Annotated in this window: 18 protein-coding genes and 1 pseudogene; 5 read left to right on the forward strand and 14 right to left on the reverse strand. The window is 66.6% G+C overall.

Annotated features, from left to right (window positions below; genetic code table 11):
* Nucleotides 1-330: 330 nt before the first annotated feature.
* The 4 genes and pseudogenes from ABLE92_RS13490 to ABLE92_RS13505 all read right to left on the reverse strand — a co-directional run bounded on the left by ABLE92_RS13490 (nt 331) and on the right by ABLE92_RS13505 (nt 6,588).
* Nucleotides 331-1,911 (reverse strand): hypothetical protein, encoded by a 1,581-nt coding sequence (locus ABLE92_RS13490; protein WP_348805291.1) that lies wholly within the window; start codon nt 1,909-1,911, stop codon nt 331-333.
* Nucleotides 1,912-2,473: 562 nt separating this feature from the next.
* Nucleotides 2,474-3,007, reverse strand: a complete 534-nt coding sequence (locus ABLE92_RS13495; RefSeq protein ID WP_348805292.1) for a hypothetical protein — start codon at nt 3,005-3,007, stop codon at nt 2,474-2,476.
* Between the two features lie 168 nt (nt 3,008-3,175).
* The gene (locus tag ABLE92_RS13500; protein WP_348805293.1) at nt 3,176-4,159 is read right to left on the reverse strand and encodes a TauD/TfdA dioxygenase family protein; all 984 of its coding nucleotides are present in this window, start codon (nt 4,157-4,159) and stop codon (nt 3,176-3,178) included.
* A gap of 85 nt (nt 4,160-4,244) precedes the next feature.
* Nucleotides 4,245-6,588: pseudogene (locus ABLE92_RS13505) on the reverse strand (sulfatase-like hydrolase/transferase).
* A gap of 211 nt (nt 6,589-6,799) precedes the next feature.
* Between ABLE92_RS13505 and ABLE92_RS13510 the strand changes: the two are divergent.
* The 4 genes from ABLE92_RS13510 to ABLE92_RS13525 are packed head-to-tail and all read left to right on the forward strand — an operon-like array spanning nt 6,800 to nt 11,958.
* The gene (locus ABLE92_RS13510; RefSeq protein WP_348805294.1) at nt 6,800-8,398 is read left to right on the forward strand and encodes an ABC transporter substrate-binding protein; all 1,599 of its coding nucleotides are present in this window, start codon (nt 6,800-6,802) and stop codon (nt 8,396-8,398) included.
* Nucleotides 8,398-9,354, forward strand: coding sequence for an ABC transporter permease (locus tag ABLE92_RS13515; RefSeq protein ID WP_348805295.1), 957 nt, complete (start codon nt 8,398-8,400; stop codon nt 9,352-9,354). Before ABLE92_RS13510 ends, ABLE92_RS13515 begins: the two co-directional genes overlap by 1 nt.
* Nucleotides 9,354-10,298 carry an ABC transporter permease gene (locus ABLE92_RS13520; RefSeq protein ID WP_348805297.1) on the forward strand — a complete coding sequence of 315 codons (945 nt, stop codon included), beginning with the start codon at nt 9,354-9,356 and terminating at the stop codon, nt 10,296-10,298. The genes ABLE92_RS13515 and ABLE92_RS13520 overlap by 1 nt, the downstream gene beginning before the upstream one ends.
* 1 nt (nt 10,299) lies before the next feature.
* Entirely contained in the window at nt 10,300-11,958 is a 1,659-nt protein-coding gene (locus tag ABLE92_RS13525) for a dipeptide ABC transporter ATP-binding protein (RefSeq protein WP_348805298.1), read from the forward strand.
* Between the two features lie 28 nt (nt 11,959-11,986).
* Here the strand turns inward: ABLE92_RS13525 and ABLE92_RS13530 are convergent, their stop codons facing one another.
* From ABLE92_RS13530 to ABLE92_RS13560, 7 genes are all read right to left on the reverse strand, one after another.
* Entirely contained in the window at nt 11,987-12,418 is a 432-nt protein-coding gene (locus ABLE92_RS13530; RefSeq protein WP_348805299.1) for a nitroreductase family deazaflavin-dependent oxidoreductase, read from the reverse strand.
* 9 nt (nt 12,419-12,427) lie between these two features.
* The gene (locus ABLE92_RS13535) at nt 12,428-12,646 is read right to left on the reverse strand and encodes a hypothetical protein (RefSeq protein ID WP_348805300.1); all 219 of its coding nucleotides are present in this window, start codon (nt 12,644-12,646) and stop codon (nt 12,428-12,430) included.
* A gap of 113 nt (nt 12,647-12,759) precedes the next feature.
* Nucleotides 12,760-13,842 (reverse strand): ABC transporter substrate-binding protein, encoded by a 1,083-nt coding sequence (locus ABLE92_RS13540; protein ID WP_348805301.1) that lies wholly within the window; start codon nt 13,840-13,842, stop codon nt 12,760-12,762.
* A 127-nt stretch (nt 13,843-13,969) separates the two neighbouring features.
* Nucleotides 13,970-14,773, reverse strand: coding sequence for an ABC transporter permease (locus ABLE92_RS13545; RefSeq protein WP_348805302.1), 804 nt, complete (start codon nt 14,771-14,773; stop codon nt 13,970-13,972).
* Complete coding sequence (locus tag ABLE92_RS13550; protein ID WP_348805303.1) at nt 14,770-15,582, reverse strand: ABC transporter permease; 813 nt, start codon at nt 15,580-15,582, stop codon at nt 14,770-14,772. The genes ABLE92_RS13545 and ABLE92_RS13550 overlap by 4 nt, the downstream gene beginning before the upstream one ends.
* Nucleotides 15,575-16,432 carry an ABC transporter ATP-binding protein gene (locus ABLE92_RS13555; RefSeq protein ID WP_348805304.1) on the reverse strand — a complete coding sequence of 286 codons (858 nt, stop codon included), beginning with the start codon at nt 16,430-16,432 and terminating at the stop codon, nt 15,575-15,577. Before ABLE92_RS13555 ends, ABLE92_RS13550 begins: the two co-directional genes overlap by 8 nt.
* A gap of 100 nt (nt 16,433-16,532) precedes the next feature.
* On the reverse strand, nt 16,533-17,825 hold the full coding sequence (locus ABLE92_RS13560; protein WP_348805305.1) for a DNA polymerase III subunit delta': 1,293 nt from the start codon (nt 17,823-17,825) through the stop codon (nt 16,533-16,535).
* A gap of 173 nt (nt 17,826-17,998) precedes the next feature.
* Between ABLE92_RS13560 and ABLE92_RS13565 the strand changes: the two genes are divergently transcribed.
* Nucleotides 17,999-19,456, forward strand: a complete 1,458-nt coding sequence (locus ABLE92_RS13565) for an adenylate/guanylate cyclase domain-containing protein (RefSeq protein WP_348805349.1) — start codon at nt 17,999-18,001, stop codon at nt 19,454-19,456.
* Nucleotides 19,457-19,503: 47 nt separating this feature from the next.
* Here ABLE92_RS13565 and topA read toward each other — a convergent pair whose 3' ends face one another.
* From topA to ABLE92_RS13580, 3 genes are all read right to left on the reverse strand, one after another.
* The gene (gene topA, locus ABLE92_RS13570) at nt 19,504-22,566 is read right to left on the reverse strand and encodes a type I DNA topoisomerase (RefSeq protein WP_348805306.1); all 3,063 of its coding nucleotides are present in this window, start codon (nt 22,564-22,566) and stop codon (nt 19,504-19,506) included.
* Between the two features lie 298 nt (nt 22,567-22,864).
* Entirely contained in the window at nt 22,865-23,446 is a 582-nt protein-coding gene (locus tag ABLE92_RS13575; protein WP_348805307.1) for a hypothetical protein, read from the reverse strand.
* 102 nt (nt 23,447-23,548) lie between these two features.
* Entirely contained in the window at nt 23,549-23,752 is a 204-nt protein-coding gene (locus tag ABLE92_RS13580; protein WP_004022110.1) for a cold-shock protein, read from the reverse strand.
* Nucleotides 23,753-23,794: the final 42 nt, after the last annotated feature.

A 23,794-nucleotide genomic window follows, 5' to 3' on the forward strand; every position in this document is an offset into this window, starting at 1 on the left:
ATTGGACACCGCCGCAGTGATCGCGCCCAGACACCGTAGGGACTGAGCACAAGTGTCGGTGCGAGACCGAAGGACAAGATGAGCCGAATCAACGCCTCAAGATTGGCCGCGACTCGGGAGGCGAGCTCCACGAGATGGCACCCACCGCGGTGAGCGCCTGCCCCCAACGGGTCCACTCCGCCGAGCGCCGACGTGGGAGCGAGCACCGCGTCGACGGCGAGTTGACCGACGAGCCGGGCACACTCCGCCTGCACTGCGACGACGGCAGGTGATAACGGTATCGTCTTGTCCTCCTGCACATTTCCGCACGTACTTTATACCGGCTCCGACTCAGGCCGCCGGCTTGACTGCGGGACTCGACGCCGGATCGACGTTTGGTTCGTCTTCCTGCGTTTCGTCGTCAGTCGGGTCGTTGATCTCGACGTCACCGCTCGCCGCTTCCTCGGATGGTGCACGCTCCGGCTCTGGTTCTGGCTGCGGGTCGGGATTCGCCTGGTCGGAATCGTCATCGTCCACAACGACTTGCGCAGGCACGTCGTCCTCAACCGGGTCTAGGAGCGGGGCCGGGTTCACGTTGCCCTCACCACCGGTCTCGGCCCCCGTCTCCAAATCACCGCCCGTACCGCCACCGGTGGAGCCGCCGTCGTCCGCCCCGCCGTCGCCCGAATCATCAGCATTCGCAACAAGATCGATCGACTGGTCGTCCTCGGCGGAGACACTCATCAGGCTCGGCTGGGCCTTACGCAGCGACAGTGCAGACACCGTGGCGCTCGCCGACGACGAGGAGCCCAGACCTGGCAGCCATTCACCGGTGTTGAAGCCGGGGATCGTGAAGAGGTCCAGCACATTGAAGTCCGCGACGTCGAAGGTGGGGATCAGCTGGAGCGCCGACGACGGTGTGTTGAAGGAGAACGTCGGGAGGCTGAGGTAGTTGACGAAGTCCGGTCCGTTGACCCCGTGTGTCGTGGCCGTCCCCGGAGAGAGGACCAGGTTCGAACCCAGCCATGAGATCCTCAGAGGACCGACGTAACCGTAGTTGCTTGTGAGAGCGAGATTCTCGGGACCGTTGAGACTGAGTCGCAGGAAGTCTCGGGTGATATGGATCGGGTCACCACTGACGGCCTGATCCACTATCTCGCTCAGTTGGTCGGGGTCGGTGACAAGGCGGATCAGCGACAGCGGATTGGTCAGTGCGAGTTGCACTTCGCCGGATTGTGCGCCGTCGGAGATCTTGAGGTAGCGCGCGTCGACGGTAAGCAGGATGTTGACGCACGATCCGGCCGTCTTCGAGTTGGCGGCCGCAAAGACACCGAGGCAGACGACGGTGTCATCAGGGAGATTGCTGCGTTTGATGCCGGCACGTTGGGCAAGATCCCCGACGGTCGTGCCGGGACGGCCCAGTATTCCCGGGATGATCACCACATCCCAGATGTCGTTGATGGTATCGGTCAGCCCATCCGTGGCAACTGCGGCACCAAGAATGGCCAGCGCGGCCGCACTACTACCTTCACCCGACGGAATTGCCGCAGCAACTCCCGGCAGAATTGCTATCGCCGTTCCGTTGCCGAATTGCACGCCCGCCACGCGAAGAATGCCGAGGACTCGCTCAATGGTCGCTGAATCGATATTCAGCAACTCAGACAGCGCACTTGCCAAATTTTCCGGCGACACCGCGGTTCCACCCGCAATCCCCCGACTCTCGATCCCGAGCGCCGCGATCAGCTGATCGAACGTGGCCGTCGACCAGTTGTGAACGCTGGCCAGCCCGCTGGTCACTTGGGGTATGGCCGCCTGCGCCTGCCCGTCCCCAAACGCCAGTCCGGCCGTCAGGGCAGCTGAGGCGGTCAGTGCGGCGGCACCGACAACGGCGCGGCGGGTGAAGGGTTCGCGAACGAGACCGTGTCGTCCCATGGGTGCGGGCTCCTCGTGTCGTTTCCGGTGGAGAAGGAGCCCCCGCTTCCCCGCAGTTGCACAAGGGAGATTAATCCAGACAAACGACGCAGATCTGTCTAATCGCGGTGTTTCTCTCAGGTTCGTATGAGTGGAGGATAGGGATCAAAGGGACTGCGTAAGTGAGGTGATGGGTTTGATCGTCCATCTCGGGGACGGTTGGGTAATCAGGATTCTCTCAGCCGATTCTCAGAGACGGGTCGGCGGTGAAGGGGCGACCGTTTCGTAGGTCCCAGCGTCTCGTCACCGGGTCTCGACTCGGGCTCCGCTGGCGCTCCGCCCGGCTCGACCGACGGAAGGGGGTGAGCTTGTGAGCGGGTTCCAGCCGCTTCTCACCAGGTCTCGACCGACGGGTGGAGGCGGCCGATCAGTAGGCAGGGCAGGATCCGCCCGGCTCGACCGACGAGTGAAGCCGGCCGACCAGCAGGCTGGGCGAGCAGCAGCGGCCTACGAGGGCGGGACGAGCCGAGGCGGCCGACCGACGGACCGGAGGCCACGGTGGTTCAGTGGAATGGGGAGGCGTTCAGCCGGGTAGGCCGACGCCGTTGACGTCTGCGCTGGCGAGGACGCCTTTCCCGGTCAGGATGGCGACGATCTGACCGATCATCGTCTCGACCAGGATGACGAAGTTGGCCGGAAGCTCGGTCGGCGAACCCTGCAAGATGTTGGACACCGCGGCAATGATCGCGCCCAGCCCACCGTAGGGACTGAGAACGGGTGTCGGAGTGAGACCGAACGACAGGATGAGCCGAGTCAATGCTTCGAGATTCGCGGCGAACTCGGTGGGCGAACTGCGCAGGACGACACCCACCGCGGTCAGCAACTGCCCCAACGGATCCACTCCGCCGAGCGCCGGCGTGGGATCGAGGCCCGCGTCGACGGCGAGTTGACCGACGAGCTCGGCGACCTCCGCCCGCACCTCCACGACGGCGGGTGACGACGGTATCGTCGTGTCCGCCTGCACATTTCCGGACGTAAGACCGACGCACATCACCGCCGACGCGACGAGAGATGTCGCGGCGACGGTGATGCGACGGCGGCGGGTTTCATTGATCACGGTGTGCTGCCCATGGCGCCTGCTCCTTCGACGGTCGAATGTGGAGAAGGAGCCCCCCGCTTCCCAGTGAGGCACAAGGTTAGCCGACGCCGCGTTGCCCGATCGGGTCAATTCGGAAAATTCACCCGACACTTCACTTAGCCTGATTAATAAGCACGCCTTTGCTTTTCACGCGGCGAACGCCGACAGCCTGCGCGCGTCCTCCACCCCCGAGTAGTGCGATGCGTCGCCCAGCAGGACCTGGCTGGACTGCCCGTGGACGTCGACGGGCACATCACCGGCCAGCGTGATCCGGTGCAGTTGCCGCTGCTGATTGCCGAAGTCGGCGATGCCGTAGTGCTGAGTGGCTCGGTTGTCCCAGATCACCAGATCCCCATAACTCCAGTTCCACCGGAAGGTGTTCTCCAGCTTGGTGATCCGTGCCTGCAGGAGCGCATACAGACTCGCGAACTCCGACGCCTTGAGACCGCGGAACTCCTTGGCGAAATGTCCGAGCAGCAGGCTCCGCTCCCCCGTCTCCGGATGCACCCGCACCACCGGATGCAGGGTCTCGTATTCGGTCTTGGTGAACTCCGCGTAGTGCTCTTCCTTCTGCACCACGTCGATCCCGCCGGACGGCTCCTTCTGCCCGACATAGTCATACAGATTGGAGTGCGTCGCCCACAGGTCATCGACCAACGAACGCAGCGGCTTCGGCAACTGCTCGTACGCCGCGACCGTCGACGCCCAGGTGGTGGCGCCACCGTAGGAGGGCAACACGATCGGGCGCAGCAACGATGCCTTCGGAATGCGATCGACGAACGTCACATCCGAATGCCAACTGTTGGCCGCCCCCTCGATGGTGAGCAGCTGATCACCGCGCGAGGTGACGGTCGGGTGCGGCGCGGTCGGCTCACCGAGCCGCTGCGCGAATGCGTACTGACTCTCGTCGTCGAGGTGCTCCTGGCCGGAGAAGGCGATCACCTTGTTGACGGCCAGCGCGGTCCGGATCGCCTCGGCCTGTTCGTCGGTGACGTCGCCGCCGAGTCGCACGCCCTCCACGCGAGCACCGATGTGCTCACCCAGCTTGGTCATCGTGATACCGGCCGACCGGTAGAGGTCCTGCGCCGCCGCCTCGTGATCACCACGGGTCTCGATCTGTGCCAAAGTCATTGTCATATCCTTTCTTTCGCGATAGGTCCACTCTCGGTGCCGACGTCGACGAGCACAGCGTTCTGGCTCACCCTGATTGCAACGCTCAGTCCGCGTGATACTCCGCGCTCTCCTCGATCTCGCGGCGGACCACCGCGGGCACACGAACCTCGCCAGGTCGATAGGTCACGGCACGCAGAGCCGGACCGAAACGGAACACCCCACGCCGAGAACGCAACTCCGCGTCCACCGGCCCCCGCGCATCCAGCCCCACCGAGATCCCCGTCCAGGGCGCCATCCCGACCAGTTGGAATTGATTGTCCAACTTGGCGAGTACCTCGCTCTGGGCGCCGACGGTCGCCTCGACGGTGAAGTCCCAGCGCACCTGCGGACTGGCCACCGCACGCAGGGTCAGCCGCTGGGTCCCCGCGGGGATCTCGACCGACACCCGCGCGATGCGGCCGTAGGAGTTGAACACGAAGTGTGCCCAACCACCCTCGACGTAGAGCAGATAGCCACCCTGCTGATCGCCGTGGGACACCAGCACACCCTCATCCGCCACCGTCCAGCCGTCGAGTTCGACCTCGATGTCGAAGTCGCGGTACGCGATCAACGCACTGGATCGATAGCGCTCCAGGGTGGGGGTCCCGGCCAGAATCCGCACCGGATCACTCAGCCGCCCCTCCTCGGGGCGTCGTCGGATCTGGTCGGGCACGGTGTCGAAGAGCGGGAACACCGTGTTGTGCCACGCCGCCTCGTCCCAGGCCCGGGCCAGCTCGGCGACGAGCTCGGGCCGCTCGGCGGCCAGGCCGCGCGTTTCCGCGGGGTCGACGGTGACGTCGTACAGTTCCCAGATCGGCCTGTCGACGTCGGCGGGATCGCGATGCAGCGACACCAGTTTCCATCCGTCACGGTAGAAGCCGCGATGCCCGCCGAACTCGGCGTACTGCTCGGTGTGAGCACTCGCAGCGGCCGGATCGCGCAGGAATGGCGCCGCACTGACGCCGTCACGTTCCTGAGCCGGCCGACCGTTGCGTTCGGCCGGCGCCTCGAGTCCGGCCAGGTCCAGCAAGGTCGGCACGATGTCGGTCACGTAGGAGTACTGCCGCCGAACCCCTTTGTCCGACTCCCCCTTCCGAATCCCCTCGGGCCAGGAGATCACGAAGGGAACCCGGACCCCGCCGGCGAAGGTCTGTCCCTTGTAGAAGCGGAACGGCGTATTCGACGCCTGTCCCCATCCCCGCGGGTAGTGCACTCCGAGTGCCGCCGAGCCGATCAGCTCCTCGTCGTGGGGCACGTCGCGCTCCCAGTCCGGCGGCACCGGACCGTGCACGAATTGGCTGAAATACGAACGGGTTCCGTCCGGACCCCCCCTCGGCGGTGCCACCGTTGTCGGAGGTGAAGACGATGATCGTGTTGTCGAGTTCCCCGAGTTCGGTGAGCGTGTCCACGATACGGCCGACACTCTGATCGACCGAGTCGACCATCGCCGCATACACTTCCTGGTAGCGCTGGAACCGCTCCTGCTCGGCGGGATCGAGGTCCTCCCACAGCGGTGCGTCGTAGCCGGGTTCGGTGTTGCGCTCGGCGATCGGCGTCCCCTCGTCAAAGATCCCGGCGTGAACCTGGCGTTCGAAACGCCTGCGCCGGATGACATCCCAGCCCTCCGCGTAGCGGCCGCGGTACTTCTCCAGGTCGGACTGCTTGACCTGATGCGGTCCGTGCATCGCGATGTGTGCGAAGTACAGGAAGAACGGCTTGTCTGCGTCGTGGGCGCGGAGCGCCTTGATCTGCGCGATCGCCCGATCGGTCAGGTCATCGGTGACGTAGTAGCCGTCGGGGTACTCCTCGACGTCGACGACGGAGTTGTCGGCGAGAAGATGATTGGGATAGAAGAAGGAGTTGAGTCCCTCCAACGATCCGTAGTAGCTGTCGAATCCGCGCTGCACCGGCCAGGAATCCCGGCTTCGCCCGGGCCCCATGTTGGCATCCCGCACCAGATGCCACTTCCCCACCGCGTGGGTGGCATAGCCGTTGTGCCGCAGGATCTCCGGTAGCGACAACACATCGTCGGCCAACTCCAGCCGCAGACCGGGAAAGCCCGGGTCGGAGTTGGCCACACTGCCGTAGCCTGCGCGGTGCGGGTTGAGTCCGGTCAACAGCGCGGCACGAGCCGGCGAGCACACCGGTGTCGTGTGGTAGTTCGACAGGCTGAGTCCGCGCCGCGCCAGGGCCTCGATGTTCGGGGTGTCGATCTCCGCGCCGAACGGCGAGATGTCGGAGTAGCCCATGTCGTCGATGAGGATCACCACGATGTTCGGCGCACCGTCGGGCGCACTCGGCTGCGGCTTCCACCACGGCACCGACTGTGACGAGGTGCGGCCCACGACACCGCCGAAATCGTCGTAACCTCGTGCGTGGGGCGGTATCTCGGGTGACCCTTCGGGCATGGGAATCCTCCTGTCGCGCGTTCGACTCCGGGTTTCCGGTAGCGCGGGTCACACCATGGCGAACGACTCCGAGGGTGTCAACCCTTTCTCCGAGCCGACTGCGAAACGCGTCGCGAACTTGATGATCACGGCCGGTTGCCGGAAGTGTGAACGTCGTTGACGCCGATCGGCGCGTCGGCTCAGCCATCCGTGACGAAAGACCATGAACCACATGTCCACATCCCGATTACGTTCGGCCACCCTTGCCGCTCTCACCGTGATCATGGTGGCGGCTGTGGCCGGATGTAGTTCTGCCGTTGCACAGCAACAGAATTCGTCGGCCACGTCGCTGGCTCCCGGCCAACCCGTGCCCACCGGAGGCGATCTGCGCATCGGTGTGCTCGGCGACCTGTCGCCCAAGACCTTCCTGCAGATCGGGACCGGATCACTCAACGGCCAGGTGGTCGCGAACGTCTACGACACGTTGATCCGCTACTCCCGCGATGATCTGACGGTACGCCCCGCCCTCGCCACCGCCTGGCAACTCGCCCCGGACGGCCGGAGCCTGACCCTCGATCTACGCCGCGACGTCCGCTACCACGACGGTCGCCCATTCGTCTCCGGTGACGTCGAGGCCTCGATCAAGGCGTACCTGGCGGGTCCGTGGACACCGCAGTTCAAGAGGACCGCCGCCGCGATCACGTCATTCGACACCTCCGACCCACATCGGGTGGTGCTGGGATTCGAGCACCCGCTGAGCAACATCTTCGACCTGCTCGACTCCGCCCCGATCATCGACGGCAACACCCTGCCGCAGCTGAAGGCGGGCACCGAGTTCAACGGCACCGGCCCGTTCAGATTCTCCTCGTGGCAACCGAATTCGTCGGTTCGCCTGACCCGCAACAACGAATACTGGGGCGGGAAACCGAATCTCGACTCCATCACCTTCGCCATCATCCCGGACGCCCAGGCGCTCTACACCCGTCTGCGCACCGGGCAGATCGACGGCGCCCTCGGGCTGAACTATCACGATCAGCAATTGGCCACCACCCGTTACGGATTCCGGGAGGTGACGATGACGGGCGCGGAGTCACAGGAGTACGTCGGCATCAACGTGGCCAACCCGGTGCTCGCCGACGTCCGGTTACGAAAGGCGATCGCGTATGCGATCGACCGCCCGCGCATCATCAACGATGTGTTCCGCAGCAGCGGATATGTCGTCAACCTGCCCTGGCCGACGTGGTCGCCGGCCTACGACGAACAGGCCAACACCACCTACGCCCGCGACATCGAGAAGGCGAAAGCCCTCGTCGCCGAACACGGTCCGATCACCGAGCCCATCCCGCTGGACTACTCGACACTCGGCGTCGACGATGTGGTCGCGCAGATCGTGCAGTCCAATCTCAAGGACATCGGCATCCCGGTCACGCTCCGTCCCAACGATCAGACGCAGCAGTCGGCCAAACTGATCGGCGGCAAGTTCGACGGACTGTGGTTGCTGCAGCACGCTTTTGCCCAGTTCACCCCGTCGACGCTCGCGGTGTCGGCGTATCCGTTCAACGCGGCGAAGAACTCGTCGAACTATCTGAATCCCGCCTACGCGGCCGCCGCGAATGCGGCATGGACCGCGACGGACCCCGAATCGCCCGCGGCACTCGCGGCCTATCGCGCGCTCGACAAGGTCTGGCTCGACGACCTGTTCCTCGTCGAGATCGGCGTGGTGTTCACCAAGGTGACGGTGTCACCGGCGGTCGGCAACGTCGACTGGGACCGCCGCAACCAGCTGCACCTGTCCACCGCTTACCTTGCGACACAAGGACGGAACTCCTGATGACCGCGTACCTACTCCGGCGGGTGCCATCCGCTCTGCTCGTTCTCGTGGTGGCCTCCATCCTCATCTTCGCCATCTTGCGCCTGATCCCCGGCGGACCGGAGTCGGCACTCGCCGGCCCCGACGCCACCCCGGCGCAACTGGCCACGATCCGCCATGACCTCGGCCTGGACCGCAGCTTCGCCGCCCAGTACCTGACCTGGATCGGCTCGGTGGCCACGCTCGACTTCGGCCAGAGCTACCAGGTCGGCGGAGACATCGGCTCTCTCGTCGGGTTCGGGCTGGTGCACACCGTGGTTCTGACGGTGACGGCCCTGATCCTCGCGATCGCCCTCGCACTGGCGTTGAGCCTGGCGGCCACCATCTATGACAACCGGTACGTGTCCTGGCTGGTGACCGCCGTCAACGCGGTGGCCATCGCCGTACCCACCTTCGTCATCGGGTCGGCACTGATCCTCGGCTTCGGTGTCCGCTGGCAGATCCTGCCCGCAGGGGGCACACCACCGGACGGTCTGTGGGCCGATCCGTCTATCACCGCGCAGTACCTGCTGCTGCCCGCCCTCACCCTCGCGCTACCGGCGGGCGCGATGCTCGCCCGATTCCTCACCGAGGCGCTGCGCACCGAGCTTCGACGGCCCTACGTGACCACCGCCCGTGCACTGGGCGTCGGCCGCCGCCGCCTCGTACTCGACACCGCCCTTCGAAATGCGTTGCCCTCCAGCGTCACCGCACTCGGTCTGGTCACCGGTGGACTGCTGGGTGGCGCCATCCTCGTCGAGGCCATCTTCGGGTGGCCCGGCCTCGGACTGCTCACCGAGCAGGGCATCTTCGCCCGCGATTATCCCCTCGTGCAGGTCCTGGTGCTGCTGTCGGTCGCCGTCTTCGTGGTGATCCAGCTGTTCGCCGACGTCCTGCATGCCTGGCTCGATCCCCGAATCCGATTGGCAGGTCAGTGATGTCGACTCCCCGCGTATCGACCGGTACCGAAGCACCGAATGACACCGACAGCCCGGCGACCGGCGGCACCGTCGACGTCGGCCCCGGCCTCATCCCGGAAACCCCGACCGACCGCGATCGACGTGGCACCCGCGAACCACTGTGGCGGGCGTTCGTCAGCGGCCCGGGACTCGTGGGCACGATCCTGGTGGCGACGGTCATCCTGCTCGGTCTCACCGCGCCGCTCTGGACCGCCTACGGTGCCGATCAGCAGATCGACGGCGCCTACCTGCTGCCGCCCGGTGCGGATCACTGGCTGGGCACCGACGACCTCAATCGCGACGTCTTCACGCGCGTCCTCTACGGAATCCGCGTCGACCTGCTGATCATCTTCATCGCGGTCCCCATCGGAGCCGCCCTCGGGATCACGGTGGGCCTGCTGACGGTGTCACATCCCGTCACCGACGTTCTCGCACAACGCAGTTTCGACGTCATCCTCGCCTTCCCCGCACTCATCCTCGGTATCGCACTGACCGCGGTCCTCTCCCCCGGCGCCACCACCATCGGCATCGTCATCGTGGTCGCCGAGATCCCCATCTTCGGCCGGCTGACCCGCACCGCGGTTCTCGAGGTCCGCGAACTGCCCTACGTCGAGGCGGCCCGCGTCAGCGGCGCCAGCACACCGTACGTGCTGCGCCGGCACGTCCTGCCGAATTCGGTGGAGTCCCTCGGCGTGCAGTTCGCGCTGTCGCTGTCCCTGGCGGTGTTCGTCGAAGGCGCACTGAGCTTCCTGGGAATCGGGGTCACCCCGCCGACGCCATCGCTGGGTGCGATCCTCGCGGCCGGCAACGGCTACCTGGAGACCAATCCGTGGTTCTCGGCCGGCCCGCTGATCGTCATCTCGGCTCTGGTTCTCGGTTTCTACCTGATCTCCCAATCGATTTCGCGCAGCCGGAGGTACTGACATGACCACCACCAACGACAGTCGCACCACCGCCGCCCTCGAGGTGGATGCATTGCGCATCACCTTCGACTACCCCCGCCCGGCGGTCTCCGACATCAGTCTGCGCGTCGACCGTGGCGAGATCGTCGCCCTCGTCGGCGAATCGGGTTCCGGCAAGACGATGACGGCGCGGTCCGCCATCGGATTGCTGCCCGACACCGCACATGCCACCGGCTCGGTGAAGGTGGACGGCGTCGAGGTCCTCGGTCGGCCGCAGAAGGAACTCGCCGCCATCCGAGGTGCGCGCGTGGCGATGATCTTCCAGGAACCGCAGACCGCTCTGAACCCGGTGAAGACGATCGGTTGGCAACTGCAGCAAGCACTTCGGGCGCACACGTCGATCACCCGGCGAGCCGCCGCCCGACGAGCGGTCGAACTGTTGTCACTGGTCGAGATCCCCGATCCGCAGGCCCGGGTGGGCTACTACCCGCATCAGCTCTCCGGTGGGCAGAAACAGCGGGTGGTGATCGCGCTGGCGCTGGCCAACGATCCGGCACTGCTGCTCGCCGACGAACCGACCACCGCACTCGACGTCTCCGTGCAGCGCGAGATCCTGGATCTGCTGGTGCGCCTTCGTGATCGGATCGACGCCGGCATCCTGCTCATCACACACAATCTCGGTGTGGTCGCCGACATCGCCGATCGCGTCGTGGTGGTCCAGTTCGGCGAGGTCGTCGAACGCGGCGATGTCTACCAGATCTTCGCCGCCCCCACACAGACCTACACCCGACAACTCCTCGCCGCGGTGCCCCGACTTCCGGAGGGTGACGGCGACTACGGCACGCCGAGTGCACAATCCGAGGCGGCCGCCCCGGACGACACACCCATCGTCTCGGTGGAGGACCTCACCGTGGTGCATCGTGGACGACTCGGACAGGCCCCGCACACGGCGCTCGACGGCGTGTCGCTCACCGTCGGGATCGGCGAGGTGCTCGGCGTCGTCGGCGAATCCGGTTCCGGGAAAACGACGTTGGGCCGCGCGATCGGAGGTCTCGTCGCCCCGAGATCGGGTCGCATCATCGTCGACGGCCACGACATCGGTACCGTCGGAAAGTCTCGTCTGCAGCAACTGCGTCGCAGCATCGCCTTCGTGCCGCAGGATCCGACGGCCTCGCTGGACCCGAGATTCACGGTGGCCGAGTCGATCCGCGAACCCCTCGACATCCAGCGCGTGGGTACCCGCACCGAGCAACTGCACCGCGTCGACGAACTCCTCGACGCCGTACACCTGCCGCGCTCGTTCGCCGGTCGACTGCCACACGAGTTGTCCGGTGGTCAACGGCAGCGGGTGGCCCTGGCCCGGGCGTTGTCCCTGCGACCGCGGTTGCTGATCGCCGACGAACCGACCAGTGCGCTCGACGTGTCGGTGCAGGCGCGGGTCCTCGAACTCTTCGCCGAACTCCAGCACGATCTGGGCTTCGCCGCACTGTTCATCAGTCACGACCTCGCCGTCGTCGAGCAGGTGGCCGACAGGGTCGCCGTCCTCAAGGACGGCCGGCTGGTGGAGCAGGGCACCGCCCGCGCGGTGCTGACCCATCCCACGGCGACGTACACGAAGTCACTGATCGATGCGGTGCCGTACCCGGATCCGGTCCGTCAGCGGGCGCGGGCGCGCGTCTGACCCACGGCACGCTCCCCGACCTCGTCCGCTACCCGCGCGGCATCAACTCGACGATCGCGATCGGCCGGCTCGTCTTGGCCTGATACTGCGCGTACCGGCCACCGTTCACCTTGTCGGCGATCTCCCAGCGCAGGGCGTAGTCGGGGTCGTCGGGATAGGTGGCGCGGGCGGTCACCGGAATGTGCTTGCGACCCACCTGGATCTCCACCTCGGGGATGGCCTTGAGGTTGGCCAGCCACGCCGGCGGACGGGGTGATCCGCCGTTGGACGCGACGACGAGGTAGGCCTGCCCGTCCCGGGCGTAGGTGAGGGCGGTGGTGCGGGGTTGACCGGTCTTGCGGCCGGTCATGTGCAGGAGCAACGTCGGATTGCCGAACAACAGCCGATGCCCGATCAGGCCACCGGAGTGCTCGTAGATCCACTGGTGCGCCTGCAGGGCGCGCACGAAGAGGCTGGGCACGAGTGACGCCTATGCGGGCGAGCCGCCGCCCTCGGTGTCATCGGACGGCGTGTCAGAGGCCGCAGCGTCGGAGGCGGCAGCGTCGGTCGTCGCTTCGTCACCCTCGTCCGACGATTCGTCGGCGAGCGGGTCGTAACCGGGGACGCCCTCGAGCACGGTGAGTTCGTTGTCGATCGCCGCGCCGATCGCCTTGGCGTCCTCTTTGATCTTGTTGATGAAGTCCGACATGCTCACTCCTCGCCGACCGCGGCACCGGATTCTCCGGCCGATACTCGCCGTCCAGGGTACAAGAGCCGGCGGCCGCGGCCCCGGGAGATGCCCGTGGGCGCGGCCGCCGCCGGTCAGGCCCGCTTGAGGTCGGGGTTCTCCGCGTAGACCTCCTTGATCAGCGACATGTCGAAGATCTGCTCGGCGGTGAGGGTGTATCCCGCCTTGGCCAGCGCCTCGATGTTCTGGTCGATGAGCGCGTCGGTCATGGTCAGCAGGCCGTTGGCCTTGGTGTCGTCGGAGACGACGAGACCGTTCTGTGCGGTGGCCTCCTTGGTCTGCTCGGCCTCGTCGAGTCCGAGGTCCTTGCCGTACTTGGTGACGGCGAGTTTCGCCGATCCGGCCGGGTCGGCGACGGCGTCGTACCAGCCCTGAATATCGGCCTTGAGGAAGGCCTTCACCTTGTCGCGTTCGTTGTCGATGGTTTCCTGCCGCACCACCAGCGTCTCGGCCACCAGCGGCAGGTTGAAATCGGCGAACAGGAAGTTGGTATTGGCGAAACCGGACTCCGCCAACGTGATCGGCTCGTTGGTGACGTAGGCGACCCATCCGTCGACCTCACCCTTGGTCAGCGGTGTCGGGTCGTACTGGACGGTGATCTTCTGGACGTCGGCCTCGGTCATCCCGTTGGCGGTGAGCAGCGCCTTGAAGACGTTCTCGTTGGATGCCTGCACACCGATCTTCTTGCCGGCCATCTGCTGTGGCGTGGTGATCGGCGCGCCGGCCGAGGAGACGATGCAGAAGGGGTTCTTCTGGAAGGTCGCCGCGACGGTCTTGAGGGCGGCGCCCTGCAGGATGACCGGCGCGGTGAGCTGTGGGGCGGTCATCCCGATCCACACCTTGTTCGAGGTCAGGCCGGTCTCCACGCCGGTTCCGGCGCCGCCGCCGGTGAGCAGTTCGGGGGTGCCGAGTCCTGCCTGTTCGAAGTACCCCTTCTCCAAAGCCCAGTATTCACCGGCGAATTCGATGTTCTTCTGCCAGGAGAGTTGCACCTTGGGGTTGGTCGACGAGGCGCCCCCGGTGTCGGAACTGCCGCTGCTGCAGGCCGAGAGGGCCCCTGTGACACCCAGTGCCCCGGCCGCACCGCCCGCCATCAGGGAGTAGCGCAGGAACGATCGGCGATCGAAACCCCGGGCGGGCGTGTGGTGTCGTGTCATTGTTCCTTCTCCCCTCCCGGCGGACGTCGGTGATCCGCCGAGCATTCTCCGGTTGTCTGTTCTCCGGTGTCAGCGAGAGCGCCGTTGCCCTGCATGGTTTTTCGTATCGCCCACCGTCGTGGTCATCTCAGGCCGGCGTCATTCCCATCTGGCTCAGCACGACGGTCTCGATCACGCCGACGATGGCGTAGATGACGATCGACGACACCGTGATCACCAGCACCGAGGCCCACAGTTCGTCGTAGGCCGCGGCCGGAAGTGCTTGCTGCAGAGTTGCTCCCAACCCCTTATTGGTGGCCAGCCACTCGGCGACGGTGGCACCGATGATGGCACCGGGCACCGACACCTTGGCAGCGCTGAACAGCGACGGCACCGCCGACGGGATCGCCGAGACGCGCAACGCGGTCCAGCGACCTCCGCCGTAGACGGCCACCACGTCGTCGAGGTGTTTGGGAGCGGCGGCCAATCCGGTCATGATCATCACCAGGGCGGGGAAGAACACCACGATTCCGCCCATCACCGCCACCACCGCCACACCGCGTCCGACGATCATGGTGATCAGTGGGGTCATCGCGACGAGGGGCACCGACCGCAGCAGCATCGCGATCGGCATGAAGGTCTGCGCCGCGGGCCGCGACACCACGAACACCGCGGCCACCACCAGCGCCGCGATCATTCCGGTGACGAATCCGATTGCGGAGTCCTGCAACGTGATCCAGAGGTTATCGGTGATCTGTTGGCGGTTCTGCCCGGCGTCGGGATCAGTGAACAGGTAGGCGAGAACGTCACTCGGGGTGCGGCCGATGATCGGCCCGATGTCGGGGAAGGCGAGCAGGAACAGCCACCAGATCACCAGGATCAGCACGAACGACAGGACCAGCGATCCGAGGAACTTCGCGATCGTCCACAGACTCGATGCGCCGACACTCATCGCGTCACCGCCGTCCCGGTGGACCACCGGGTGACGAATCGCGCGATCACCGCGATGATCGCGTACCCGATGCCTGCGACCACGCCGCACAGCAGCGCGATCGCCCACACCTGTGGGATGTCACCGGCCTGCTGGGCGATGATCATCGCGGGCCCGGCACCCTGCTCGGGCATCGCGAGGAATTCGCCGAGGACCGCACCCAGCACCGCCGCGGGCGCGGAGATCTTGAGTGCGGCAAGAGTATTGGGAAGTGCGGCCACCGATCGGACGAACCACAGCTGGGCGAAGCGTCCGCCGCCGTACACCCGCACCAGGTCGAGGCTGCCCCGGTGCGGTGACCGCAGGCCGGACAGCGTGCCGATCATGGTGGTGAAGAACACCGAGATCGCGGCGAGGAACACGATCATCGTCTGCACCTCGGCGAAGGCCACCTGGATGATCGGCGCGACCGCGATGATCGGCGTGCAGTAGGAGATGATGGCCAGCTGTGTCGCGAGCCCCTCGACGGGCGGGATGATGATCACCAACAACGCCAACGCGATGGCCAGCCCGTTGCCCCACAGGAATCCGCGGAAGGCCAGCGAGATGGTGGCCGAGAAGTTGTCGACGTAGAACTGCAGTCCCCGATCCCCGATGGCGGCCAGGACCGCCCAGGGCGTCGGGATGGTGCCGTTGAACCATTCGAGGGCACCGGCGAGCCACCAGAGGCCGATGAGTCCGACGATCCCGATGGCACCGGCGGCCCACCGGTCGGGTGCCAGCCGACCCCAGCGGCCGGTCGCGGCCCGCTCGACGACCGCGCTACTCATGCGCGGCCCCGGCGGTTATGGCGGTCTCGCCGGCACCGGTGTCACCGCCGGCGGGCTTGGCCCCAAACAACAGACCGGACAAATGGTCGTGCAGCGCATGGAATTCGGGGGTGCGCATCATCTCGGGGGTGCGTGGGCGCGGCAGGTCGATCGGCACCATCTCGATCACCCGACCGGGCCGCGGACTCATCACCGCGACGACGTCGGACAGGAAGACCGCCTCGGCGATACCGTGGGTGACCATCAGCGTGGTGGCCGGCTTCTCCGTCCAGATCCGCAGCAGTTCGATGTTGAGACGCTGGCGGGTCATGTCGTCGAGCGCGCCGAACGGTTCGTCGAGCAGCAGCGCGGTCGGGCGCACCACCAGGGCGCGCGCGATGGACACGCGCTGACGCATCCCGCCCGAGAGCATCGCCGGTTTGGCCTTCTCGAATCCGGTGAGACCGACGAGTTCGATCAGGTCGGCCACCAGCGCGTCGTCCTTGGGCATCCGGCCCACCTGCAGCGGGAGTTTGATGTTGGATTCGACCGAGCGCCACGGCAGCAGGGCGGAGTCCTGGAAGGCGATCCCGAGCTGGTGGTTGCGTTGCAGCTCCGACGGCGACTGACCGTTCATCAGGACGGTGCCGGTGGTGGCGTCGTCGAGTCCGGCGAGGATGCGCAGCACCGTCGATTTGCCGCACCCCGACGGGCCGAGCAGCGAGAGGAACGCTCCCTCGGAGGTCTGCAGGGACATCTCCGACAATGCGGTGACCGAACTCGATCCGCGGATCGAGCGGGTGGCGAATGTCTTCGTCAGACCGGTGATGTCGAGACCGGTACCGAGTGGACGCGCCGGAACTGGGGCCATGCGAGGCCACGCTAGAAGGTCGGTATTGCCCGCTTATTACCGCTAAGTAACCCCTTGCGGGGTCCCACCGACGCCGCCCCACCCAGGCGCGTCGGACGGCCTACGTCGTACCCGGGTTGCGCATCGCGAGCCCGATCCGGGCGACCATGGCGTCCACCGCGAACTTCGGTTTGACGTTGACCTCCAACGCTTCCCGGCAGTCCAGCACTGCCTCCACACAGCGCAACAGCTGTTCTGGGCTGGCATAGGCGGCCATCGGCCGGGTGATGTCGTCGGTCTTGTCCGGGTGCATCGCGGTCACCGCGGCACCCATCGAGATCACCAGCGCGTCCCGGTAGAGCGCCGCGAGGTCGACCAGCGCACGGTCGAGGACGTCGCGCCCCACCCGGGTGGCCCGTGACTTCTGCCGCTTCTCCAGCTCCTTGAGCGCACCCGCGCTGCCGCGCGGGGCCCGGGCGGTCCCCTTGCCGGTGCCACCGGCACCCAATGCGGTCTTGAGTTCTTCGGTCTCGGCCTCGTCGAGTTCGGCGCTGATCGCCTTGGCCGCCGTCTCCGCCGACCGGACGAGGTCCTCGGCGGCCTTGTAGGCCGTCGCATCTCGCGTGGCCGCACGGGCGATCCCCAACGCCGATTCGCGTTGCGCACGCGCGTCGGCGTCGGTGGCGAGCCGCTTCGCGCGGCCGATGTGACCGCCGCACACCGCGGCCGCCCACGACGCGGCCGGCGGGTCGATGCCGTCACGGTCGATGAGGACCCGTTCGATGTCGGCGGTCGACGGCGTCGCAAGCGGCACGTGTCGGCAGCGCGAGCGCAGGGTCACCGAGATGTCCTCGGGATCGACCGACGGCGCACACAGCAGGAACACCGTCCGCGACGGCGGCTCCTCGACCACCTTCAGCAGGGCGTTGGCGGCCTGCTCGGTGAGCCGGTCGGCGTCCTCGACGATGACGATCTGCCAACGGCCGGTGCCCGGGCGCCGAGAGGCCACCTGAACGATCTCGCGCATCGAGTCCACCGACAGGCTCAATCCCTGCGGGACGATGTTGCGGACGTCGGCGTGGGTCTGGGCCATCACCGTCGTACACGCACGACATTCGCCGCAGCCGACGACGTCCGGGTCCTGGCATTGCAGGGCGGCCGCGAAACACGTCGCGGCCACCGACCGGCCGCTGCCGGGCGGCCCGGTGAACAACCAGGCATGGGTCATCGACGCACGCGCACCCGCATCCAGGGCGGCGTCGGCGCCCGCGTCCGCCTCGTCCGAGAACATCGACACCGACCCCATCGCCGCCTCGTCGAGGCGGTTCGCCAGCCCGCGGGCAGCGCGCGCTGCGTCGGTCAGGTCGGCGACCACGGCCGACTGTCCGATCATGCGGTCAAAGACATTTGTCACAGCAGCCAGCCTAAACCGCAGCTGGGACAGTACTGTCCCGGCCAATCGCGTTTAACAATTGCAAGCAGCCAGCTACCGTGGTTGACGTGGTGCAACGTCGGTCATGGCTGTCCAAGGCCATTCACACGGGGAAATGGCTGGTCCACACCCCGTGGCCGATCCTTGCCCTCGACATGCTGCGCGCCAACCTCGTCGGCGCCCTGTTCACCTTCGCATTCCTGCGGTTCGGCATGCCGGCCAGCGACTCGTTCCGGCTCGACGAGATCACCGCCGTCAACCAGGCGATCTTCGCGGTGTACCTGGTGGTGGCGATGATCGTCGGGGCCCTGCTGAGCATCCAGTTGTCGCTGCCGGTGCTCATCTGGCATCGGCGACGCACCCGATTGGACAACGAAGGGGCACGACGCCGCGCCCTCCAGCTGCCGATGCTGCTGTCGGCGGTGAACGTCGGCATGTGGTTGATCGGCGGCGTCCTGTTCACCGTGGTAAACCTCACCGTCTCGCGGCGCGATGCGTTCATCGTCGCGATGGCCAGTGTCATCGGCGCCCTGGTGACCTGCGTTCTGAGCTTCCTGCAGTTCGAGAAGGTGCTGCGCCCGATCACCGTCGCCGCGATGGCCAACAATCCCGACAACGCGATCGCCCCCGGCGTCACCACCCGCATCACCGTCTTCTGGGTGATCAGCGTCGTCGCCCCGATGGCCGTCATCGTCGGCCTGATCACGATGCAGCGACTGCACTTCATCGAGACCGATGCGACCGGGCTGCTCCGACCCATCCTGTGGATGGCGCTGGCCTCGCTGGCATTCAGTGTGCTTGCGATCTTCCGGGTGGTCGCGGCGATCAACGATCCGATCAAACAGTTGCGGCGCGCGCAGGCGAAGGTTTCCGCGGGCGACCTGAACGCCGCGGTGAAGATCTACGACGGCTCCGACCTCGGGCTGCTGCAGGCCGGGTTCAACGACATGGTCGCCGACCTGCGCGAACGGCAACAACTGCGCAACCTGTTCGGCCGATACGTCGGCGAGGACGTGGCCCGCCGCGCCATCGAGACCGGTACCGAACTCGGAGGCGAGGAACGCTACGTCGGCGTCCTGTTCGTCGACATCGTCGGTTCGACCCGGCTGGCCGTCAACCGGCCACCTCGCGAGGTGGTCGACCTGCTCAACGAGTTCTTCCGGGTGGTGGTGGCCGTCGTCGGCCGCCACGGCGGGTTCGTCAACAAGTTCCAGGGTGATGCGGCGCTGGCCATCTTCGGTGCCCCGCTCGACCTCGAAGACTTCGCCGGCCGAGCGTTGGCGTCGGCGCGGGAACTGCGCGCCGAACTCTACGAGACCCTCGGCGACACCGACATCGGCATCGGGGTGTCGGCGGGCAAGGCGATCGCCGGCCACATCGGGTCGGAGCAGCGACTGGAGTACACGGTGATCGGCGACCCCGTCAATGAGGCCGCCCGGCTCACCGAACTCGCCAAGGATGAACCGGCCCGCGTGCTCGGTTCGGCGCGTGCGGTGTTCCTCGCCTCCCAGGGCGAGGCCGAGCACTGGGAGATCGGCGAGGGCGTCGAACTGCGCGGACGCGGTATCGAGACGCTGCTGGCGCGACCGCTCGTGGAGACGCCGCAGCAGTAGCGGCACGTGCAGCGATAAGGCCGGTCTGTTCCGGGCAGCCGGCTCGGTCAGCCGTCGGCCGGGGGCGTCTTCTGGGCGGCCGTCTTCTTGGCCGTCGTCTTTTTCGCCGTCGTTTTCTTGGCCGCCGTCTTTTTCGCAGCGGTCTTCTTGGCGGCGGTCTTCTTGGCCGGGGCCTTCTTCGCGGCGGCCTTCTTGGTGGTGCGCTTCTTGGCCGGACCGCGGGCGCGACGATCGGCGAGCAGCTCCATGGCACGTTCGACGGTGATGGTGCCGACCTCGTCGCCCTTGCGCAGGCTCGCGTTGGTCTCGCCGTCGGTGACGTACGGGCCGAAGCGGCCGTCCTTGATCACCATCGGCTTGCCGGACACCTCGTCGTTGCGCTCCAGATCACGCAGCGGCGGCGCGGCGGCCTGCCGACCGCGACGCTTGGGCTCGGCGTAGATCTTGAGTGCGTCCTCGAGGGTGACGGTGAAGAGCTGATCCTCGCTGGTCAGTGACCGCGAGTCGGTGCCCTTCTTCAGGTACGGCCCGTACCGGCCGTTCTGCGCGGTGATCTCGTCACCGGATTCCGGGTCGGTTCCGACCACCCGCGGCAGCGACAGCAGCTTCAGTGCATCCTCGAGCGTGACGGTGGCGACGTCCATCGTCTTGAACAGCGAGCCGGTCCGCGGCTTGGGGCCGGCGGCCTTCTTCGCGGTCTTGCGAGCCGTCTTCTTGGCGGCGGTCTTGGTGGCCGTGGTGGTCGAGGCGCCACCCCCGGTCGGGGTCTCGTCGAGCGGGACCACGTCGCCGTCGGCGGCACCACCGTCGCGGGGGGTCGGGCCGGCCGGGATGGTGGCCGGCGCGCCCGACGATCCCCCGTCACCGTCGTCCCCGTCGTCGTCGCTGGGCAGGATCTCGGTGACGTACGGGCCGAAACGTCCTTCCTTGACCACGATTTCGTGGCCGGAGGCCGGATCGACGCCGAGCACGCGACCCTCCTGCGGGGTCGAGAAGAGCTTCTCGGCCACCGCGAGGGTCAGTTCGTCGGGGGTCATGTCGGCGGGCAGATTGGCGCGCTGCAGATCCGGTTCGGCGTCGGGGCTTGCGGCGACATTGCGCTCGAGGTACGGCCCGAAGCGGCCCACCCGGACGTACACCGGACGTCCCTGCTCGTCGTCGAACAGCCGGATCGAGTTGACCTCGCGGGCGTCGATCTCCTCGAGGTTGACCCCGACGAGCTTCTTCAGCCCACCGTGCTTGGCGATCTCGGAGTTCGCGATTTCTGAATCATGTTGTCCCCCAGCCGCATCGTCACCGAAGTAGAACTCGGTGAGCCAGCGGGTGCGGTTCTCCTGACCGCTGGCGATCTGGTCCAGATCGTCCTCGAGGGAGGCGGTGAAGTCGTAGTCGACGAGACTCTCGAAGTAGGCCTCGAGCAGTCCGACCACCGCGAACGCGACCCAGGACGGAACCAGCGCGTTGCCCTTCTTGAGGACGTAACCGCGGTCCTGGATGGTGCCGATGATCGACGCGTACGTCGACGGCCGGCCGATGCCGAGTTCCTCGAGCACCTTGACCAGCGAGGCCTCGGTGTAGCGGGCCGGCGGGTTGGTGGTGTGCCCGTCGGCGGAGGGCTCGGTTGCGGTGAGCGCCTGACCTTCTCGCAGTTGCGGCAGCCGGTTCTCGGCGTCGTCGGCCTGGCCGCCGGCCTGATCGTCGACGGTTTCGACGTAAGCAGACAGGAAGCCCGGGAAGGTGATGGTACGGCCCGACGCCGCGAAGGTGGCGACCTCACCGCTGGTCGCGGTGCCGCTGATGCGCAGGCTCAGGGTGGTGCCCTTGGCGTCGGCCATCTGGCTGGCCACGGTGCGCTGCCAGATCAGTTCGTACAGACGGAATTCGTCGGTCTCGAGCTGCCCGGCGACCTGTCCGGGGGTCCGGAAACTCTCACCGGCCGGCCGGATCGCCTCGTGGGCTTCCTGGGCGTTCTTGACCTTTCGCGTGTACTGACGCGGAGTCGGATGAACGAAGTTGTCGCCGTACAGATCTCGTGCCTGTGCGCGGGCCGCGTTGATCGCCGACTCGCTGAGCGTGGTCGAGTCGGTACGCATGTAGGTGATGAAGCCGTTCTCGTACAACCGCTGCGCGATACGCATCGTGCGGTCGGAGGAGAAGCGCAGCTTGCGGCCGGCCTCCTGCTGCAGCGTCGAGGTCATGAACGGCGCATACGGACGACGCGTGTAGGGCTTTTCCTCGACGGAGGTGACCTGCATCGCCGCGTTGTCGAGGGCTGCGGCCAATGCGGTCGCACGCTGCTGGTCGAGGACAACCACACCGTCGGTCTTCTTCAGCACGCCCTTGGGGGTGAAGTCACGACCGGTGGCCACGCGGGCGTCGTCGACGGAGACCAGGCGCGCGGTGAAGGTGCGCGGGGTCGAGTCGGAGTCGGCACCGGTGTCCATGGTGGCGTCGATGTCCCAGTACTCCGCCGACACGAACGCCATCCGCTCACGTTCACGTTCGACGATGATGCGGGTGGCCACCGACTGCACGCGGCCCGCCGACAGCCTCGGCATGACCTTCTTCCACAGCACCGGGGACACCTCGTAGCCGTACAGGCGGTCGAGGATGCGGCGGGTCTCCTGCGCGTCGACGAGATCGATGTCGAGGTCGCGCGGGCTCTCGGCGGCGGCGCGGATCGCCGGTTCGGTGATCTCGTGGAAGACCATCCGCTTGACCGGGATCTTCGGCTTGAGCGTCTCGAGGAGATGCCAGGCGATCGCCTCCCCCTCGCGGTCACCGTCGGTGGCGAGGTAGAGCTCGTCGACGTCCTTCATCAGGGACTTGAGTTCGGTGACGGTCGATTTCTTGTCCGGCGAGACGACGTAGAGCGGCTCGAAGTTGTCGTCGACGTTGACGCCCAGGCGCGCCCACGGCTGACCCTTGTACTTCGCGGGCACGTCGGCCGCGCCGCGGGGCAGGTCGCGGATGTGACCGCGGGAGGACTCGACCACGTAGTTCGACCCGAGGTACCCGGCGATCTTGCGCGCCTTGGTGGGCGACTCGACGATCACGAGTCGTCGGATCGCCTTCCCACTCGTGGGGGTCGTGGTGCTGGTCTCGGCCAACGCGGGTCCTTCGCTTTCGAACTGTTCGCTTCGGTGGGTGTCGCCGGCGGGTGTTGCCCTGCGCGGTCACCTGCACTGTAGAAGAGAACCGTTCTGGTATCCGTCAGTGGGGTTTGTACCTTATTAATAGCGTCAATTGCACATCCGAATTCCCGCAGGGGCACGCCGGACATTCCGAATGGACGGTCTTGGGGCCGATAATCCGCTGGTCAGACTACATCGGGCGGTTCGGTCACACCGACGACGACCGCCCGGGCCACACCGCGTTCCGTCACCGATCCGTGACCTGACCGGGCGGTCAGGACAGGTCGCCGGGCCAGTCGCCGGCCGATGCGCCCGCGGGGCCGCGGCCGACGTATTCGGCCAGCCGGGTGAGCCGACGCGGCCCTGACACCCGCAACTCCGGGGTGTTGATGCGGGTCCCGACCAGCGTCGGCGCGATGCCGACCCGCATGAGCGCGGTGGCCAGCACCGCGTGCGACTCCGGGCAGTGCGGGTCCAGTCCGAGCAGATACTGACCGTGATCACCGTGTCCGGTGGCCAGTGCCCAGAACCGCAGCGCCCGGGGTGAGGGAACCCAGCCGGTCGGCATCGTCTTGACCGCGCCGGTCGACCACGCGCGGTGCAGCACGTCGAGGTCGTGACAGATCGAGGTGCGCGCGATCGGCGAGCCCTCGTCCGAGGTGATCGATTCGGCGTCGAGTCCCGTGCTGCGCATCTCGTCGACGATCGCGTCGGCACGCCAGCGTGCGCCGACGACCACCGACACCCGGGTTCCCGACCGCGTCGACGACGTCTGGCCCCAACCGGCGAGCAGACCCGCGAGATCGGCCACCACCGGCTCATCGGTCTCGGCTGAGAAGAACGCCAACTGGCCCACGCCACCGACATTACTGCCCGGACACGAAAAACCGCTCCCGGCCTGATATCAGGACGGGAGCGGTTTCTTTGAGAAGCCTGTTCGCGTTTCCGCGAGATCGGCTCAGACGGCGCGGACGCCCGTCGCCTGCGGGCCCTTGGTGCCCTGTCCGACCTCGAACTCAACGCGCTGGTTCTCTTCGAGGGTGCGGAAACCGGATCCCTGGATCTCGGAGTAGTGGACGAACACGTCGTCGGACCCCTCGTCAGGAGCGATGAAGCCGAAGCCCTTCTCCGCGTTGAACCACTTCACAGTTCCCTGTGCCATTACTGCATTCCTTTACATCATGCCAACTGTCAAGTACGGGGT

This window comes from Gordonia oleivorans (genome assembly GCF_040044975.1).
GTDB classification, from domain to species: Bacteria; Actinomycetota; Actinomycetes; order Mycobacteriales; family Mycobacteriaceae; genus Gordonia; species Gordonia oleivorans.

Coding starts and splice junctions, on each gene's coding strand:
- ABLE92_RS13525 (WP_348805298.1), top strand. CDS start 10,300: ATGACCACCACCAACGACAGTCGCACCACCGCCGCCCTCGAGGTGGAT.
- ABLE92_RS13535 (WP_348805300.1), bottom strand. CDS start 12,646: ATGTCGGACTTCATCAACAAGATCAAAGAGGACGCCAAGGCGATCGGC.
- ABLE92_RS13490 (WP_348805291.1), bottom strand. CDS start 1,911: ATGGGACGACACGGTCTCGTTCGCGAACCCTTCACCCGCCGCGCCGTT.
- ABLE92_RS13520 (WP_348805297.1), top strand. CDS start 9,354: ATGTCGACTCCCCGCGTATCGACCGGTACCGAAGCACCGAATGACACC.
- ABLE92_RS13540 (WP_348805301.1), bottom strand. CDS start 13,842: ATGACACGACACCACACGCCCGCCCGGGGTTTCGATCGCCGATCGTTC.
- ABLE92_RS13545 (WP_348805302.1), bottom strand. CDS start 14,773: ATGAGTGTCGGCGCATCGAGTCTGTGGACGATCGCGAAGTTCCTCGGA.
- ABLE92_RS13580 (WP_004022110.1), bottom strand. CDS start 23,752: ATGGCACAGGGAACTGTGAAGTGGTTCAACGCGGAGAAGGGCTTCGGC.
- ABLE92_RS13515 (WP_348805295.1), top strand. CDS start 8,398: ATGACCGCGTACCTACTCCGGCGGGTGCCATCCGCTCTGCTCGTTCTC.
- ABLE92_RS13565 (WP_348805349.1), top strand. CDS start 17,999: ATGCTGCGCGCCAACCTCGTCGGCGCCCTGTTCACCTTCGCATTCCTG.
- ABLE92_RS13500 (WP_348805293.1), bottom strand. CDS start 4,159: ATGACTTTGGCACAGATCGAGACCCGTGGTGATCACGAGGCGGCGGCG.
- ABLE92_RS13510 (WP_348805294.1), top strand. CDS start 6,800: ATGTCCACATCCCGATTACGTTCGGCCACCCTTGCCGCTCTCACCGTG.
- ABLE92_RS13555 (WP_348805304.1), bottom strand. CDS start 16,432: ATGGCCCCAGTTCCGGCGCGTCCACTCGGTACCGGTCTCGACATCACC.
- ABLE92_RS13550 (WP_348805303.1), bottom strand. CDS start 15,582: ATGAGTAGCGCGGTCGTCGAGCGGGCCGCGACCGGCCGCTGGGGTCGG.